Origin of the sequence: Arthrobacter sp. NPDC057009, from assembly GCF_042673905.1 — a bacterium.
Classification (GTDB): Bacteria; Actinomycetota; Actinomycetes; order Actinomycetales; family Micrococcaceae; genus Arthrobacter.
This window is the reverse complement of sequence record NZ_JBHUSB010000011.1, coordinates 97,472-109,839: the sequence shown is the minus strand read 5'-3', so window position 1 is coordinate 109,839 and position 12,368 is coordinate 97,472. Positions and strand designations below refer to the sequence as shown.

Sequence of the window (12,368 nt, the reverse complement as noted above, 5' to 3'; positions counted from 1 at the left end):
GACGACGCCGGCACCCAAGTGCCGCCGTCGTCCTCTGTTTCAGTTAGTTAGATGAAGGGTCGGCCCGAAACGCCTGGCCGTGTCAGTACTTGCGGCCGAAATCGACCGTCCCATCGGCGCTGTCTTTCTTGGTTACGGTGTGGGACTTCTTGCCGTCCTTGTCCTTGAAGCTGATCTTGACGACGTGGTACACCTTTTCCTCGCCACCCTTGCGGCCGGTGTCCTTGACCTCAGCCTTGGTGTGCTTGGTGACCTTGTCCTTGACGTTCTCAATCTTGCCGTGGCGGTCCTTGATCAGGACCCACTTGCCGTGCTTCTTCTGGAAGATCCAGTGGTCAAACTTCACATCGGTCTTCTTGTCGCACCAGACTTTGAACTCGAACTTTACGTCCACGGACTTCTTTGTGTACTTGCCGTAGTTCACTTTCTCATCTACGGTCTTGGCCTTGACCCAGCACTCGATCTTTTTGTCCGGCTTATTGTCGTAGGCTGCAGCCGACGCCGGTCCGGCGACCGCCAGGGAACCGCCTATCAGGCTCAGGGATGCTGCTGATACCAGTGCGAGTCGGGCTGCCAAAGGGCGCCGCTGCCGTGATGGCATGGTGGTTGTCATTGTTTCTCCCGCGAGGTGTGTTCGGGCATCGCTGGCCGATCACGTGACGCGTGGAGACCTATCAACCACTTCTGCCCGCTTTTATGATCGTCCACCCGGACTGGCCGGGTGGCCCTGAATCCGGAACCGCGTTGAAGGCAACTGCCCGGGTCCGTTGTTCAAATTTTACCCCCAGAAGTGGGTGTCAACCCTTATTTACCGGAACTGTCAACCAATGGCGGTTGTTTCACAGGCAGCGGTCGGGGTTTCACAGACAGTGGCGGGCATGTGAGCGGCCGGCGGCGGGACCGTCCCGCCGCCGGCCGTCCTCCCGTTTCCGGTTTACTTGCGCAGGAAGGCCAGCAGGGCCTCGTTGACCTCTGCTCCGTGGGTCCAGAGCAGGCCGTGCGGGGCGCCGTCGATCTCCACGTAGTCAGCCTCCGGGAGGGCCTTGCTGAACTCGCGGCCAGTGGCGTCAATGGGCAGGATGTTGTCAGCCGTGCCGTGCACGATCAGCGCCGGGACATCGATCTTCGGAATGTCGGAGCGGAAGTCGGTGATCCACGTGGGCTGGGCGGCCACAGAGGCAAAGGCGCCTGAGCTCGCGGCGAGGTTCCAGCTGGCCCGGACGGACTCCTCGCTGAGCCGCGGCGTGCCCAGGAAGGTGTCGCTGTTGTAGAAGTTCTTGAAGAACTCCGTGAAGAAGGCGTAGCGGTCCGCTTTGACGGCCTCGGCCAGGCCGTCAAAGACGGACTGCGGCACGCCCGTCGGGTTGTCGTCGGTCTGCAGCAGGTAGGGTTCCAGGGAACCGAGGAAAGCGGCCTTGGCCACGGGGGCAGACCCGAACGTGGAGAGATACCGCGCCACTTCGCCGGTTCCCATCGAGAAGCCCACCAGCACCGCGTCGTTGAGGTCCAGGGTGGTCAGGACCGTGTTGAGGTCGGCGGCGAACGTGTCGTAGTCGTATCCGACGGTGGGCTTGCTGGACTTGCCGAAGCCGCGGCGGTCGTAGGTGATGACGCGGTAGCCGGCGTCCAGCAGGGCGGCCGTCTGCTTCTCCCAGGAGGATCCGTCCAGGGGATAGCCGTGGATGAGGACAACAGCCTGTCCGGTTCCGTGGTCTTCGTAGTAGAGCTCGATGTCGGTGCTGTTTTCCTGTCCAACGGTGATGAAAGCCATGTCAGCATTCCCTTCGGTCTCGTGAGAACGGACGTCCTCAAGCTGTGCTACCAACCTATCGGCATCACGGAGAGGAGCGCGCGGCCTGTCACAGTGCGTAGCCTGCAGGAATGGCAGCGGCTGCGGGGGTGTTGAGCAGGGCATGAAACGAATTGGCTTCCTGTCCTTCGGCCACTGGGGCCCGGTGCAGGGTTCCCGCACCCGGACCGCCCGCGACGCGCTGCTGCAGGGGATCGAACTGGCCGTGGCCGCGGAGGAACTGGGCATCGACGGCGCGTTCTTCCGCGTGCACCACTTCGCGCGCCAGCAGGCCGCGCCGTTCCCGCTGCTCGCGGCTGCCGCGGCGCGCACCAGCCGCATTGAACTCGGCACCGGGGTCATCGACATGCGCTACGAGAATCCGCTGTATATGGCCGAGGAGGCAGCGGCCACGGATCTCATCAGCGGCGGCCGGCTCCAGCTTGGCATCAGCCGCGGTTCACCTGAGCCTGCCCGCAACGGCGCCGCCGCCTTCGGCTATGTGCCGCGGGAGGGCGAAACGGATGCCGACATGGCGCGCCGCCACGCCGAGGAGTTCCGGCGGGCTATCGCCGGCGCCGGCGTGGTGCAGGCGGATCCGCGCTACGCCGGCGGGGCCACCGGGCTGCTGCCTGTCCAGCCCCGCTCGGAGGGGCTGCCCGAACGGATCTGGTGGGGAGCCGGCACCCGGAAGACGGCGGTCTGGGCTGCCGAGCAGGGGATGAACCTCATGAGCTCAACCCTGCTGACCGAAGATACCGGGGTGCCGTTCCATGAACTGCAGGCCGAACAGATCGCCATGTTCCGTGCGGCATGGGCAGCGGCCGGCCACGGCCGTGAACCGCGGGTCTCGGTCAGCCGCAGCGTCCTGCCGCTGGCTGACGACGAGGACCGGCAGTACTTCGGTCTGAGCGCCCTCCGCGAGGGCCGGGACCAGGTTGGCGCCTTGGACGGCACCCTGGCCCGCTTCGGCAAGAGCTACGTCGGTGAGCCGGACGTCATCGCCGCGGAGCTCGCCGCTGATACTGCCGTACAGGCCGCGGACACACTCCTGCTCACGGTCCCCAACCAGCTCGGTGTTGAGTACAACGCCAAACTCCTGGGGACCATCGCCCGGCACGTTGCCCCCGCCCTGGGCTGGACGCCGCAGCAGGTGCGGGAACGGGCGTGACTGCGGCGGTCCTAGTCGCAGCGGTTCCGTTCTCTGTGCCTAGACTGGGACGTGACCGGCATTTCCCAGTGAAAGGCAGTGGCATGACTGACAGCAAGCGCAACGCGGACGAGCCCAGCGACCTTCGGGGCCCTGGCGACCCGGACGCCGTCGAGCGGGAGCAGCCCCAGCCCGAGGCCGGGACGGCGCACAACATCCGCGAGGAACAGATGACGCAGCCGGGTGGGACAGTGCCCGCCAGCTACGTGGGCAGCGGAGCGCCGGAGGGCGGCCCCAAGCCGGAAGAAGCCGCGGACGAATCCGGCATGTGGGATGCCGAGGACAGGTAGCTAAAACCAGGGGATAATCCTGCTGGCACGGGAACGCGTGGCTTCGATCAGGCGGGCATTGGCTGCGTCCGGCCCGTTGGCCCACGCCTCGGCCGCCGCCCGGTCCATGCCGTAGAACATGTGCCGTTCCACGAGGCGGGCAAGGCGCACGTCATGCGGCGTGTCGACGAACCACACCTCGTCCAGCTGTGCCCGCACCTGCTGCCACCGGGGATCCGCATTGAGCAGGTAGTTGCCCTCGGTGATGATGACGGGGACAGTGGCCGGGATGGCAAGCGATGCGGCAACGGGCTCATCGATTGTCCGCCGGAAGTCCGGCGCATACACCACATCCTCGTCCCGCCGCGCAAGCCGCTGCAGGAGCGAGAGGTAGCCGCCGACGTCGAACGTGTCCGGCGCGCCCTTGCGCTGCCGCAGCGGAGTGCCGTCAATGATGGCGTTGCCCAGGTGGAAGCCGTCCATGGGGACAACGAGGGCGGAGTCCGTGCCGAGGGCGTCTGCCAAGCAGGCCGAGAAGGTGGACTTGCCGGACCCGGGGGAACCGGCAACGCCCAGCAGAAACCGCCGGCCTGACGTCAGCCTGCTGCGCAGTCCGGCCACTGCCTGCTGGATTTCCACGGACTCGAAGGCCCGGACAGCCGGAGGCTCAACGTTCGGAAGGGTCATGCACAGCATCCTAGGCGAGGGGGCGCGGACTGTGCTCCGATGCGCCGGGATTCAGCCGTGGGGACCTCAGTCCAGCGGAATGGTGATGGTGACGGCCGTGCCGGTGCCCGGAGCCGAGGTGATATCCACGGTCCCGCCTGCCTCCTCGACAGCCTGTGAAATCGTCCTGAGTCCGTGGCCGGTGACTTCTCCTGCCGCGGGCAGAGCCGATTCGAAGCCGGCGCCGTTATCGGCGACCATGAGGCGGATCCCGTGGAAGACTGCGGCAAGCCGGACCGTGACGTCCGTGGCGTGCGCATGCTTGAACGTGTTGCTCAGCGCCTCCTGCGCGGACTGGTAGAGCAGGGAGGCGCAACCGGACGAGATCTCCACCCCGTGGCGGGGCGTCTCCCAGCGGACGCAGGTGCCTTGGCGCCGCAACGGGACTGTGAGCCTGTCGATGCACCCGGCGAGCCCCAGCCGGTGAAAGTCCACGGGCCGGCTGTCGGTGATGACGCCGCCGATTTCGACGACTTCCTCGAGAGTTGCTGACTGGTTCATGACGCCCCCGCTTCCCTGCGGTCCCTTGTGCATACTGTCCCCGGAAGGATCGCTCCTCCAGGGGCTGACGCTCTAAGGGTGGCGCGGCCCCATCAAACTTGCCGCAGGTTTACCCTTGGATCCACTCAGGTTTCCGCAATATGTTCGGGGGCTACGGGGCTACGAGCTATGCGGCTCACGGGGCCAGGCGGCTACGGAGCGAGCATCCAGGGCTGCAACGACTGCTGGGGATATGTCGCAGCGTCGGCCGCGTCGAGGACTTCCAGCGCCGTCATGTGCGCTGCGGCTGCGACCTCGCGGATCGGCTTGCCGTGGGTTACTGCCGCCGCGACTGCGTGCTGCAGGGTTTCCGCCGCGGGATCGTGCTCTACTGCTGCGGATTCCAGCGTCGCCACGGCCTCTTCCACGGCGCGAATGTCGTCGTCCATCTGTGCCCTCCAGTTTCTGCCCCATTGCAGTGACACCAACGCCCGGGAGCCGCAACTGCCCCAAGACGAAGTGTCATGTTCCTAAAACAATAAGACAGACAGGTCTGTCTCTGCCAGTGCCAAGGTACACTGAATTTCTGATGAGTGCTCCTGATGCAACCGGGGATGCCTTGCTGCCTGAAGAGGTGCGGACCGGCCATAGTGAACCAGTGGACCGGATCCTCGCCACCGCCTACGAGCTTTTTTCCCACCGCGGGGTCCGCGACGTCGGCATCAATGAGCTGATCGAGCGCTCTGGAGTGGCCAAGTCCACGTTTTACCGCCACTTCCCGTCCAAGGACGCGCTGGTCCTGGCATTCCTCGCACTGCGCGACCAGGTATGGACCGTGGACCTGATCGTCTCCGAGGCCAGGCGCAGGGGAACCACCCCCGAAGGGCGGCTGCTGGCCATCTTCGATGTCTTTGGCGACTGGTTCCAGCGGGACGACTTCGAGGCATGCACGTTCATCAACGTCCTGCTCGAGATGGGCCCCGGGCATCCGCTGGGTGAGGCCAGCATCGGCTACCTCGCCAGAATCCGCGGCCACATCCAGGCGCTTGCCGAGGAGGCGGGGCTGGAACACACTGATGAATTCGCCCGCTCCTGGCACATTCTGATGAAGGGTTCCATCATTTCCGCGACGGAAGGCGACTTCCTCGCTTCCAAGCGGGCGCAGCAGATGGCCGGCTGGCTGATCGAGCACCACAGGAGCTGACAGCGCTCCTGACCCGCCGCCGTCGTCCTTGCTAATCAATCCGCAGCAGGTTCCGCAGCGGAGCCGGCACCCACTTCGCCCTTGGTCCGTCCTTTGGGTTCCCGCCTTCGTTTGCGCCGTCACTGGGTCCGGCCGTGAAGTAGTCTCCGCCCGCCGGGAGGTAATCCTTGGCCGGAAGGTTGCCGGGGCCCGTTGCCGGCGGGAGGCAGGCATTCTCGCTCAGATGGCACAGCAGTGCCTGCTCAGGCGACCCCGGATGTGAGGCCAGGTGCTGCAGCAGCCGGTGCCGGGATTCCGACTGGACATCGGTGGTGGCGAGGATGTCCAGGATGAGTTCGATGACCTGGGCGCGCATCACTGTCCTGTCGATCGACCTCAGCGAGTCGCTGCAGAAGATCTCCAATGCTTCCGCCTCATCCTGGGCGCATCCCGGGCCGGTGGCAGTCTTCAGCCATTCGGGTTCACCAGGGGTGGGGACATTAGCGTCCATCGGGACCTCCGTGACGGTTCGCGTTTTCCGCCGGGAAAACGGCTTTGGCTGAAGGCATGCTTCTTTGCATGGTGCCAATGTGCGGCAGTGCTCCTGTGAAAAGCTCGGCGCGTGGACCCCTCGATGGGCACGTTCCGGGTGGAAACTGGGGGACCCATGATGCGAAACGGCCTCTTCCTGCCTGTTTTGGGAGGAATTCCCCGGGAAGGTCCCGGCTTTTCATAAGGAAACTCTCAGGAATCCTGCGGCCGGCTTTGCCCTTGCCGGAGCTGTCCGCCACCCGCGGTTGGCTTCCAACGCCGCCTTAACAAGCGTTCGGCAAGGGCGTAGCTTTGTTGGTGTTGGGACCCGTACCGGTCCTTCGCATCCTGCAATGGGGCCGGAAGCTGACAGGAGGTAACAGCGATGACCAACATTTTCAGGCGTGCCGGGGTGGACATCCCCGAACCGTTCCGCCGTTTCCTGGAGGGGGACATGGACGCCTGGCTCCGGGTGGAGGAATACCGCGAGGCCGGCTCCCTGGTGGTAAAGGCCGAAGCGGCGGGCATTGATCCAGACAATGATGTCGACATCACCCTGGCGGGCAGCCAGCTGCAGATCACCGTGCGGCGTGAGGAAAAAACGGAGCACAGGGAGAAGGAAGGTTACCGCTCGGAGTTCCGCTACGGCTCGTTTTCGCGGACCGTAAACCTTCCCGCCGCCGTGAACCAGGACGACATCCGGGCGTCGTACAACGACGGCGTTCTTGAGGTGCGCATTCCGCTGCCCGAGGAGCCTGCTGCCGGAGGCCGGAAAGTCCGGGTGTCCCGCGGTGCTGAAGCAGGCGGCGCCGAAACCCGCGGCACCGGAACCGGCGCGGCGGGAACCGGCGGGCCGTCACGGACCATGGGGGAGGATTCCGAAGGCCAGAGCTTTGGCGGACCCTAGCTGCCGGTCAGCCCTCGTAGTGGGTCTTTGCCGGGCCCTGGCCAAGGGAGTCGACGATTGACGTTGCCACGCTGTGCAGCTTGATGTTGCGGGTACTCGACGCTGCCTTGAGCAGGTCGAAGGCTTCTTCCTGGCTGCACCTGTTCTGCGCCATGATCACGCCGACGGCGACGTCGATGACGGTCCGGGTTTCCAGTGTGGCCTTGAGGTTTGCCGCCGCGTCGCTGTAGTGGGCGAAGCGCACGGCAAGCCTCAGTGCCATCGAAGTCTGGTTGACGAAGTCCTGGGCGAGTTCCAGGACGCGGCCTTCAAAGCGGCCCGGCCGGTGCGAGTAGAGGTTCAGGGCGGCCCGGGTCTCGCCCTCGAGGACGAACGGAATGGCGAGGATGGAACGGACGCCCTGTCCCAGGACCTTCTCGGCGTAGCTGGGCCAGCGGTCGTGGTTCTCGAGGTCCGTGATGTGGATGGTGACCTGGTCGCGCGACGCCGTCATGCAGGGCCCGTCGCCGAAGTCATACTGAATCTCGTCCATGGCCTGTGCCTCAGGGCTGCTGCTGGCCACGGTGGCCGCCTTCCGGTGCCGCAGCAGGGTCACGCCGCAGAGAACCTCGTCCCCGGGTTCAGAGAGACTGCGCGCAGAAATCCGGGCAAGCTCGTGGAGGAATTCACCCACGTCGGAGCTGGTGAGCACCAGCTCGTTAAGGTGCTCGGTAATGGAGGCTTCAGGTTTTGCGGTCGACTCGCTGGCCACGATCTTTCGGTACCGTTTCGCTAGGGTCAAGACGAACCGGCGGGCGCGGTGCAGGTACCCCGTGGCGGGGGCGCATGGCAGCGAGCAAGGTGCCGGATCGAACAACAATCCAACGGCCTTCTGCTAAACCGTACCGAGAAAATATACACCAGTTCGTGCACGCAATATGACCGCTGTTGCGGCCCGGGCCCTAGGCTGAGGGAAGGTGCCCGGCAGCGGAAGCAGCCAGGACCAATGGAACACTGCCGCCCGGGCGAGGGCCGGCAAACCAACGGGAGGAAATGCCGCAATGAGAATTGCCGTAACGGGAGGCAGCGGAAAGCTCGGGCAGAACGTGGTCCGCAGGCTGGTGGCGGACGGGCACTCGGTCCTCAATCTGGACCGCACAGGCAGCCGGAGCCCACATTTTGCCGCCGTGGATCTGCGCAACTACGGGCAGGTGGTGGATGTCATCCTCGGCCTGGACGACCGGCACCAGGGCTTCGACGCCGTCGTCCATCTGGGTGCCATCCCGGCTCCCGGCCTGGTGCCGGACGCCGCCACGTTCGAAAACAATATGCTGTCCACGTACAACGTGTTCCAGGCGGCCCGCAGGGCCGGCATCAAGAAAATCGTGTACGCCTCCAGTGAGACGGTGCTGGGACTGCCGTTCGACGTCGATCCTCCCTATATCCCGGTGGATGAGGAATATCCCGCGCGCCCGGAGAGCACCTACTCGCTGGTGAAGCATCTTGAGGAGCAGATGGCCATCCAGATGACGCGCTGGGACCAGGAGCTGAGCATCACCGGCCTCCGCTTCTCCAATGTCATGGACCCGGAGGACTACGAGGAGTTCCCGTCCTTCGACTCGGACGCCGCGCTGCGAAAGTGGAATCTCTGGGGCTACATCGATGCCCGCGACGGCGCTCAGGCTGTGGCGCGTGCCCTCGAATACCGCACGCCGGGCTTCGAGGCCTTCATCATCGCCAACGACGACACGGTCATGAGCCGCTCCAGTGCCAGCCTTGCAGCGGAGGTGTTCCCCCGGGTGAAGGTGACGAAGGAACTGGGCGAGCACGAAACCCTGCTGTCCATCGACAAGGCCAAGCGTCTCCTCGGCTACGCGCCCGAACACAGCTGGCGGACCTACCACTCCAACCGGACGACGCCCACGGAGGACTGAGCGCCGAGCCCGGGCTGAGCGCGAACGTACACTTGTGGCCCTTGGGAAGCGCTTTCCAGGGGCCCCAAGTGTACGTTCGCGCTGTCCTGGACGCCGTCCTGGACGAGCTGGACGCGCGCGTGAATCAGGCAATGCGCCGTTAGGCGAAGCGGCAGGAGGGCCTTTGCTACTTGGAAGGCTGGGGCACTTCGCAGGTCAGCTTGGGGTTGGCGCCCATGTAGTTCAGCGGTCCGGCGGCGATGGTGATCGCCACGGTTCCGGCCTCCGTGCAGGAGTCCGGGGAACCGCCGAAGTAGCCGCGCTGGAATGCGGCAAAAACGCCGATGATGAGCCAGATGACCACAAGCAGTCCGATGATCCTCACGGCAGCCTCCGTAGCCCCGTTGCCACTTGAATGTGTGACCAATTATCCACCGCGTCCGTCATTCAGGACAGGGCTACCGGAACGGGTCTATCGGTTTTGCGCCTAACTGGGCTCAGTGGTGTCGACGGGAGTTTCCTCGACGTCCGGAGTCTCCTCCGCCGTGGCGATCTGGTCATCGGTGGGTGTGCCGGTCTGCGTGCCGCCTGGGGCGCCATTCCTGCCCTCCTCCGGTTCGAACGTGTTCGGCTCACCCGCACCCACCGCGACGCCGGTGCCGGAATCCGGAACGCCGTCCCCCTGCGTCTGCGGTGACGTTCCGCTGTTCTGGTCTTCCTGGCCGGTTCCTTCAGTGCTCATGTCGTCTCCTGAGACCTCGTGGGCTGGAAGTTTTACCGTAACAGCGGGGGAGGACATCCGTAAGGGGTCCGGGTTCCTGCCGCCCGGCGCCGAACAGGGATAACCTTCAGTTCTAGACACTTTCCCTCAGCGCACAGGCGGTCTTTCAGGTGGCAGATGAATCAGTGAGCAAACAGGGACGGTGGCGGGTTTTCCACGACAAGTTCGTGGTGGAAGAACGCTACATGGAACCCGGCGCGAGAAAAGCGCTCTACGTGACGGCGATCGTGCTCGCTGTGGTGGGGGCCGCCGTATTCTTTGTGACGCTGTCCGGCGTCCTGGAACGTGACGGCCTGGCCAGCGCCGACGATGCGGCGCAGCGCTGGCTCCTGACCACGCGCTCGGAGGTCCTGACCGTCGTCATGATTGTCCTCGCCGTCATCTTCGGCCCCGTGGCGCTGCCCATCATCGTCCTTGTGGTCACGGTGGCGTGGGGCATCCTGGCCAAGCATGCCTGGCGGCCCATTCTGCTGGCGTCGGCAATGCTGACAGGCGTGGGGCTGGCCCAGCTAGTCGGCAGGACCGTGGGGCGGGAACGCCCTCCCGTGGACCAGATGCTGTTCGGTGCCGACCACACTTTTTCTTTTCCGTCCGGTCACGTGCTGGGCGCCTCGGACTTCCTGCTGGTCACCACGTTCCTGGTCTTTTCCCGCCACCGGAAGCCCAAGGCCGCGGTCATAGCCTTTGCCTGCGCCATTATCGGCATCGTCCTGTCCGCGATCAGCCGGCTGTACCTCGGCTACCACTGGGTGAGCGACTCCGTGGCATCCGTTGCCCTCTCGCTGGTGGTCCTCGGCGCGGTGATCGCAGTGGACACCTGGCGCACCGCCCGGATACCCGGGGAAGAGGTTACGGGGGAGCTGTCGAAGGCGGACACCCAGGACTAGGCATGGCCACTGAAGCCGATGTCCGCAGGTTGTGCCTTGCCCTGCCGGGCGTGACCGAGCGCGCCAGCTGGAACCAGCCGGCCTGGTTCGCCAGGACCCTGATGGCCCGGATCTGGGAACCGGGCGTGCTTACGGTCAAGACAGCAGAGCGCGAGGCTCTCGCCGGAACGGATCCGGACACCTACTTCTGGACGCCGCACCATGAGCGGTCACCCCTGCTGGTCCTGGTCCGGCTTTCCAGGGTCGACGGCGGCCAGCTCGCCGAACTGCTCGAAGATTCCTTCCTGCTGGCCGGCGGGCGGCTATAGCCCTCAGGCTTCGCTGTCCTGGCTGGCAGGCCCTGCTGGCCGGTCGCCGTCGTCGGTGCCAGCTCCACTGCCGGTGCCGGCTTCAGTCCCGCGGGCGCGGGCGCGCTTGAGCTGCCGCCGCAGCCGGGCATTGTCCATTTCCAGTTCGAGCACCTTCGCCACGCCAGCGAGGTTGAGCCCCTCGTCCAGGAGCTCGGCGATGCGCCGGAGGACCGCCAGGTCGGCTTCGCTGTACTGGCGCGTGCCGCCCTCCGTCCTTTCCGGGGTCAGCAGTCCGCGGCGCTCATAGAGCCGGATGTTCTGCTGGCCCGTTCCCACCAGCTCCGCCACCACGGAAATCGCGTAAAGCCCGCGCCCGGCGCTGTCCCGGTTGCCCATATGGTTCCCCATCCAGATTTCCTGATTTTCCTCTTGCACCAGTTTGGCACTGGTGCTATAAAAAATCTATATCCACCACCATAGATAAACACGGTGGATAGCCAACCTACATGCTGAAGGGAGTGGGAAATGATGCTAATCCGTACTGACCCGTTCCGTGAGCTGGACCGGCTCACACAGCAGGTCTTCGGAACAGCAGCCCGTCCGGCAGCCATGCCGATGGACGCGTGGCAGGAAGACGGGGAGTTTGTGGTGGCCTTTGACCTGCCCGGAGTTTCACCGGACGCCGTGGATCTGAACGTTGAAAGGAACGTCCTGACTGTCCGGGCCGAACGCCGTGACGCCACCCAGCCCAACGTCGAACTGGTGGTGTCCGAGCGGCCGCGCGGCGTCTTCAGCCGCCAGCTCATTCTCGGTGACACCCTGGACGCAGACAACATCAAGGCCAGCTACGACCTTGGCGTCCTGACGCTACGGATTCCGGTTGCCGAGCAGGCAAAGCCACGGAAGATCGAGATCGAAAGCAAGGGCCAGCTGCACCAGATCGAAACGTAGCCGGCCGCCGTGCAGGCAGGGGCGGCCTGCGGTTTCCAGCCGGATTCCGCCAGGCCGCCCAGCCGCGCCCGTCAACAAAAATTCCTTCCAACTGCCAGGCTTCAGTCATGACCAGCCCCTCACCGGACTACTATGCGGTGCTGCAGATTCCGAAGGCGGCGTCGCAGCAGGAAATCGCCCGCGCCTACCGCACCCAAATGCGCCGCCACCATCCGGATGTTGCCAGCGGTGAAGGGGTGCCGGCCGAACTGCAGCTCGTCATGCAGGCCTTCGCCGTGCTCCGGGACCCGAAACGCCGTGCGGCCTACGACCGGGAGGTCCTTGCCGCCGCTGCACGTGAACCTGCCGGCGCCCAACCATCCGCCAGCAAAGCACAGGACATTCCCGTCCACGTGGTCCGCCACCGGGAGCCGCCGCTGCGCGTCACACCAGTCCGGTGGGAGAGCGGGCCGTGGGCCTGAACCCGATCCGT

Annotated in this window: 19 protein-coding genes; 9 read left to right on the top strand and 10 right to left on the bottom strand. The window is 65.1% G+C overall.

The annotated features are described in order from the left end of the window. Positions 1–82: 82 nt before the first annotated feature. Both ACFTR6_RS13305 and ACFTR6_RS13300 read right to left on the bottom strand, forming a co-directional pair. Positions 83–613, bottom strand: coding sequence for a hypothetical protein (locus ACFTR6_RS13305; RefSeq protein ID WP_140416437.1), 531 nt, complete (start codon positions 611–613; stop codon positions 83–85). Between the two features lie 321 nt (positions 614–934). After that, positions 935–1,771 carry an alpha/beta fold hydrolase gene (locus ACFTR6_RS13300; RefSeq protein ID WP_377958257.1) on the bottom strand — a complete coding sequence of 279 codons (837 nt, stop codon included), beginning with the start codon at positions 1,769–1,771 and terminating at the stop codon, positions 935–937. Positions 1,772–1,913: 142 nt separating this feature from the next. Between ACFTR6_RS13300 and ACFTR6_RS13295 the strand changes: the two genes are divergently transcribed. Then, positions 1,914–2,960: an LLM class flavin-dependent oxidoreductase gene (locus tag ACFTR6_RS13295; protein WP_076800299.1), complete on the top strand. Its 1,047-nt coding sequence runs from the start codon at positions 1,914–1,916 to the stop codon at positions 2,958–2,960. 83 nt (positions 2,961–3,043) lie between these two features. After that, positions 3,044–3,289 carry a hypothetical protein gene (locus tag ACFTR6_RS13290; protein ID WP_377958256.1) on the top strand — a complete coding sequence of 82 codons (246 nt, stop codon included), beginning with the start codon at positions 3,044–3,046 and terminating at the stop codon, positions 3,287–3,289. On the opposite strand, the gene ACFTR6_RS13285 is transcribed toward ACFTR6_RS13290, so the two are convergent. The 3 genes from ACFTR6_RS13285 to ACFTR6_RS13275 form a co-directional block, all read right to left on the bottom strand. Then, complete coding sequence (locus ACFTR6_RS13285) at positions 3,290–3,955, bottom strand: nucleoside/nucleotide kinase family protein (RefSeq protein WP_377958255.1); 666 nt, start codon at positions 3,953–3,955, stop codon at positions 3,290–3,292. Positions 3,956–4,021: 66 nt separating this feature from the next. After that, on the bottom strand, positions 4,022–4,495 hold the full coding sequence (locus tag ACFTR6_RS13280) for a sensor histidine kinase (protein WP_377958254.1): 474 nt from the start codon (positions 4,493–4,495) through the stop codon (positions 4,022–4,024). Between the two features lie 191 nt (positions 4,496–4,686). Beyond that, the gene (locus tag ACFTR6_RS13275) at positions 4,687–4,923 is read right to left on the bottom strand and encodes a hypothetical protein (RefSeq protein ID WP_076800305.1); all 237 of its coding nucleotides are present in this window, start codon (positions 4,921–4,923) and stop codon (positions 4,687–4,689) included. Positions 4,924–5,063: 140 nt separating this feature from the next. On the opposite strand from ACFTR6_RS13275, the gene ACFTR6_RS13270 reads away from it, so the two are divergent. Next, complete coding sequence (locus ACFTR6_RS13270) at positions 5,064–5,678, top strand: TetR/AcrR family transcriptional regulator (protein WP_076800307.1); 615 nt, start codon at positions 5,064–5,066, stop codon at positions 5,676–5,678. A 31-nt stretch (positions 5,679–5,709) separates the two neighbouring features. Here the strand turns inward: ACFTR6_RS13270 and ACFTR6_RS13265 are convergent, their stop codons facing one another. Beyond that, on the bottom strand, positions 5,710–6,168 hold the full coding sequence (locus tag ACFTR6_RS13265) for a hypothetical protein (protein WP_377958253.1): 459 nt from the start codon (positions 6,166–6,168) through the stop codon (positions 5,710–5,712). Positions 6,169–6,573: 405 nt separating this feature from the next. On the opposite strand from ACFTR6_RS13265, the gene ACFTR6_RS13260 reads away from it, so the two are divergent. After that, positions 6,574–7,095, top strand: a complete 522-nt coding sequence (locus ACFTR6_RS13260) for an Hsp20/alpha crystallin family protein (protein ID WP_076800313.1) — start codon at positions 6,574–6,576, stop codon at positions 7,093–7,095. Between the two features lie 7 nt (positions 7,096–7,102). Here ACFTR6_RS13260 and ACFTR6_RS13255 read toward each other — a convergent pair whose 3' ends face one another. Then, the gene (locus ACFTR6_RS13255; RefSeq protein WP_076800315.1) at positions 7,103–7,846 is read right to left on the bottom strand and encodes a GAF and ANTAR domain-containing protein; all 744 of its coding nucleotides are present in this window, start codon (positions 7,844–7,846) and stop codon (positions 7,103–7,105) included. Positions 7,847–8,135: 289 nt separating this feature from the next. Between ACFTR6_RS13255 and ACFTR6_RS13250 the strand changes: the two genes are divergently transcribed. After that, positions 8,136–9,008, top strand: a complete 873-nt coding sequence (locus ACFTR6_RS13250) for an NAD(P)-dependent oxidoreductase (RefSeq protein ID WP_076800317.1) — start codon at positions 8,136–8,138, stop codon at positions 9,006–9,008. 166 nt (positions 9,009–9,174) lie between these two features. Here ACFTR6_RS13250 and ACFTR6_RS13245 read toward each other — a convergent pair whose 3' ends face one another. Together ACFTR6_RS13245 and ACFTR6_RS13240 are read right to left on the bottom strand one after the other, a co-directional pair. Beyond that, positions 9,175–9,372 (bottom strand): hypothetical protein, encoded by a 198-nt coding sequence (locus ACFTR6_RS13245; protein WP_076800319.1) that lies wholly within the window; start codon positions 9,370–9,372, stop codon positions 9,175–9,177. Positions 9,373–9,474: 102 nt separating this feature from the next. Beyond that, the gene (locus ACFTR6_RS13240) at positions 9,475–9,729 is read right to left on the bottom strand and encodes a hypothetical protein (protein WP_076800321.1); all 255 of its coding nucleotides are present in this window, start codon (positions 9,727–9,729) and stop codon (positions 9,475–9,477) included. Between the two features lie 224 nt (positions 9,730–9,953). Between ACFTR6_RS13240 and ACFTR6_RS13235 the strand changes: the two genes are divergently transcribed. Together ACFTR6_RS13235 and ACFTR6_RS13230 are read left to right on the top strand one after the other, a co-directional pair. Next, positions 9,954–10,655, top strand: coding sequence for a phosphatase PAP2 family protein (locus ACFTR6_RS13235; RefSeq protein WP_083706462.1), 702 nt, complete (start codon positions 9,954–9,956; stop codon positions 10,653–10,655). A gap of 2 nt (positions 10,656–10,657) precedes the next feature. After that, positions 10,658–10,963 (top strand): MmcQ/YjbR family DNA-binding protein, encoded by a 306-nt coding sequence (locus ACFTR6_RS13230; protein ID WP_377958252.1) that lies wholly within the window; start codon positions 10,658–10,660, stop codon positions 10,961–10,963. A 3-nt stretch (positions 10,964–10,966) separates the two neighbouring features. Here the strand turns inward: ACFTR6_RS13230 and ACFTR6_RS13225 are convergent, their stop codons facing one another. After that, the gene (locus ACFTR6_RS13225; protein ID WP_377958251.1) at positions 10,967–11,353 is read right to left on the bottom strand and encodes a MerR family transcriptional regulator; all 387 of its coding nucleotides are present in this window, start codon (positions 11,351–11,353) and stop codon (positions 10,967–10,969) included. Between the two features lie 120 nt (positions 11,354–11,473). Here ACFTR6_RS13225 and ACFTR6_RS13220 point away from each other — a divergent pair, with 120 nt between their 5' ends. Further along, positions 11,474–11,896: an Hsp20/alpha crystallin family protein gene (locus ACFTR6_RS13220; protein ID WP_076803718.1), complete on the top strand. Its 423-nt coding sequence runs from the start codon at positions 11,474–11,476 to the stop codon at positions 11,894–11,896. A gap of 107 nt (positions 11,897–12,003) precedes the next feature. Further along, a complete protein-coding gene (locus ACFTR6_RS13215; protein WP_377958250.1) occupies positions 12,004–12,357 on the top strand; it encodes a J domain-containing protein in 354 nt (117 codons plus the stop codon). Positions 12,358–12,368 lie beyond the last annotated feature (11 nt).

Excerpts from the sequence above, each read along its gene's own strand:
- ACFTR6_RS13250 (WP_076800317.1), top strand. The coding sequence starts at position 8,136 with ATGAGAATTGCCGTAACGGGAGGCAGCGGAAAGCTCGGGCAGAACGTG.
- ACFTR6_RS13305 (WP_140416437.1), bottom strand. The coding sequence starts at position 613 with ATGACAACCACCATGCCATCACGGCAGCGGCGCCCTTTGGCAGCCCGA.
- ACFTR6_RS13300 (WP_377958257.1), bottom strand. The coding sequence starts at position 1,771 with ATGGCTTTCATCACCGTTGGACAGGAAAACAGCACCGACATCGAGCTC.
- ACFTR6_RS13260 (WP_076800313.1), top strand. The coding sequence starts at position 6,574 with ATGACCAACATTTTCAGGCGTGCCGGGGTGGACATCCCCGAACCGTTC.
- ACFTR6_RS13295 (WP_076800299.1), top strand. The coding sequence starts at position 1,914 with ATGAAACGAATTGGCTTCCTGTCCTTCGGCCACTGGGGCCCGGTGCAG.
- ACFTR6_RS13265 (WP_377958253.1), bottom strand. The coding sequence starts at position 6,168 with ATGGACGCTAATGTCCCCACCCCTGGTGAACCCGAATGGCTGAAGACT.
- ACFTR6_RS13280 (WP_377958254.1), bottom strand. The coding sequence starts at position 4,495 with ATGAACCAGTCAGCAACTCTCGAGGAAGTCGTCGAAATCGGCGGCGTC.
- ACFTR6_RS13290 (WP_377958256.1), top strand. The coding sequence starts at position 3,044 with ATGACTGACAGCAAGCGCAACGCGGACGAGCCCAGCGACCTTCGGGGC.
- ACFTR6_RS13270 (WP_076800307.1), top strand. The coding sequence starts at position 5,064 with ATGAGTGCTCCTGATGCAACCGGGGATGCCTTGCTGCCTGAAGAGGTG.
- ACFTR6_RS13225 (WP_377958251.1), bottom strand. The coding sequence starts at position 11,353 with ATGGGGAACCATATGGGCAACCGGGACAGCGCCGGGCGCGGGCTTTAC.
- ACFTR6_RS13235 (WP_083706462.1), top strand. The coding sequence starts at position 9,954 with ATGGAACCCGGCGCGAGAAAAGCGCTCTACGTGACGGCGATCGTGCTC.
- ACFTR6_RS13240 (WP_076800321.1), bottom strand. The coding sequence starts at position 9,729 with ATGAGCACTGAAGGAACCGGCCAGGAAGACCAGAACAGCGGAACGTCA.
- ACFTR6_RS13285 (WP_377958255.1), bottom strand. The coding sequence starts at position 3,955 with ATGACCCTTCCGAACGTTGAGCCTCCGGCTGTCCGGGCCTTCGAGTCC.
- ACFTR6_RS13220 (WP_076803718.1), top strand. The coding sequence starts at position 11,474 with ATGCTAATCCGTACTGACCCGTTCCGTGAGCTGGACCGGCTCACACAG.
- ACFTR6_RS13230 (WP_377958252.1), top strand. The coding sequence starts at position 10,658 with ATGGCCACTGAAGCCGATGTCCGCAGGTTGTGCCTTGCCCTGCCGGGC.
- ACFTR6_RS13275 (WP_076800305.1), bottom strand. The coding sequence starts at position 4,923 with ATGGACGACGACATTCGCGCCGTGGAAGAGGCCGTGGCGACGCTGGAA.
- ACFTR6_RS13215 (WP_377958250.1), top strand. The coding sequence starts at position 12,004 with ATGACCAGCCCCTCACCGGACTACTATGCGGTGCTGCAGATTCCGAAG.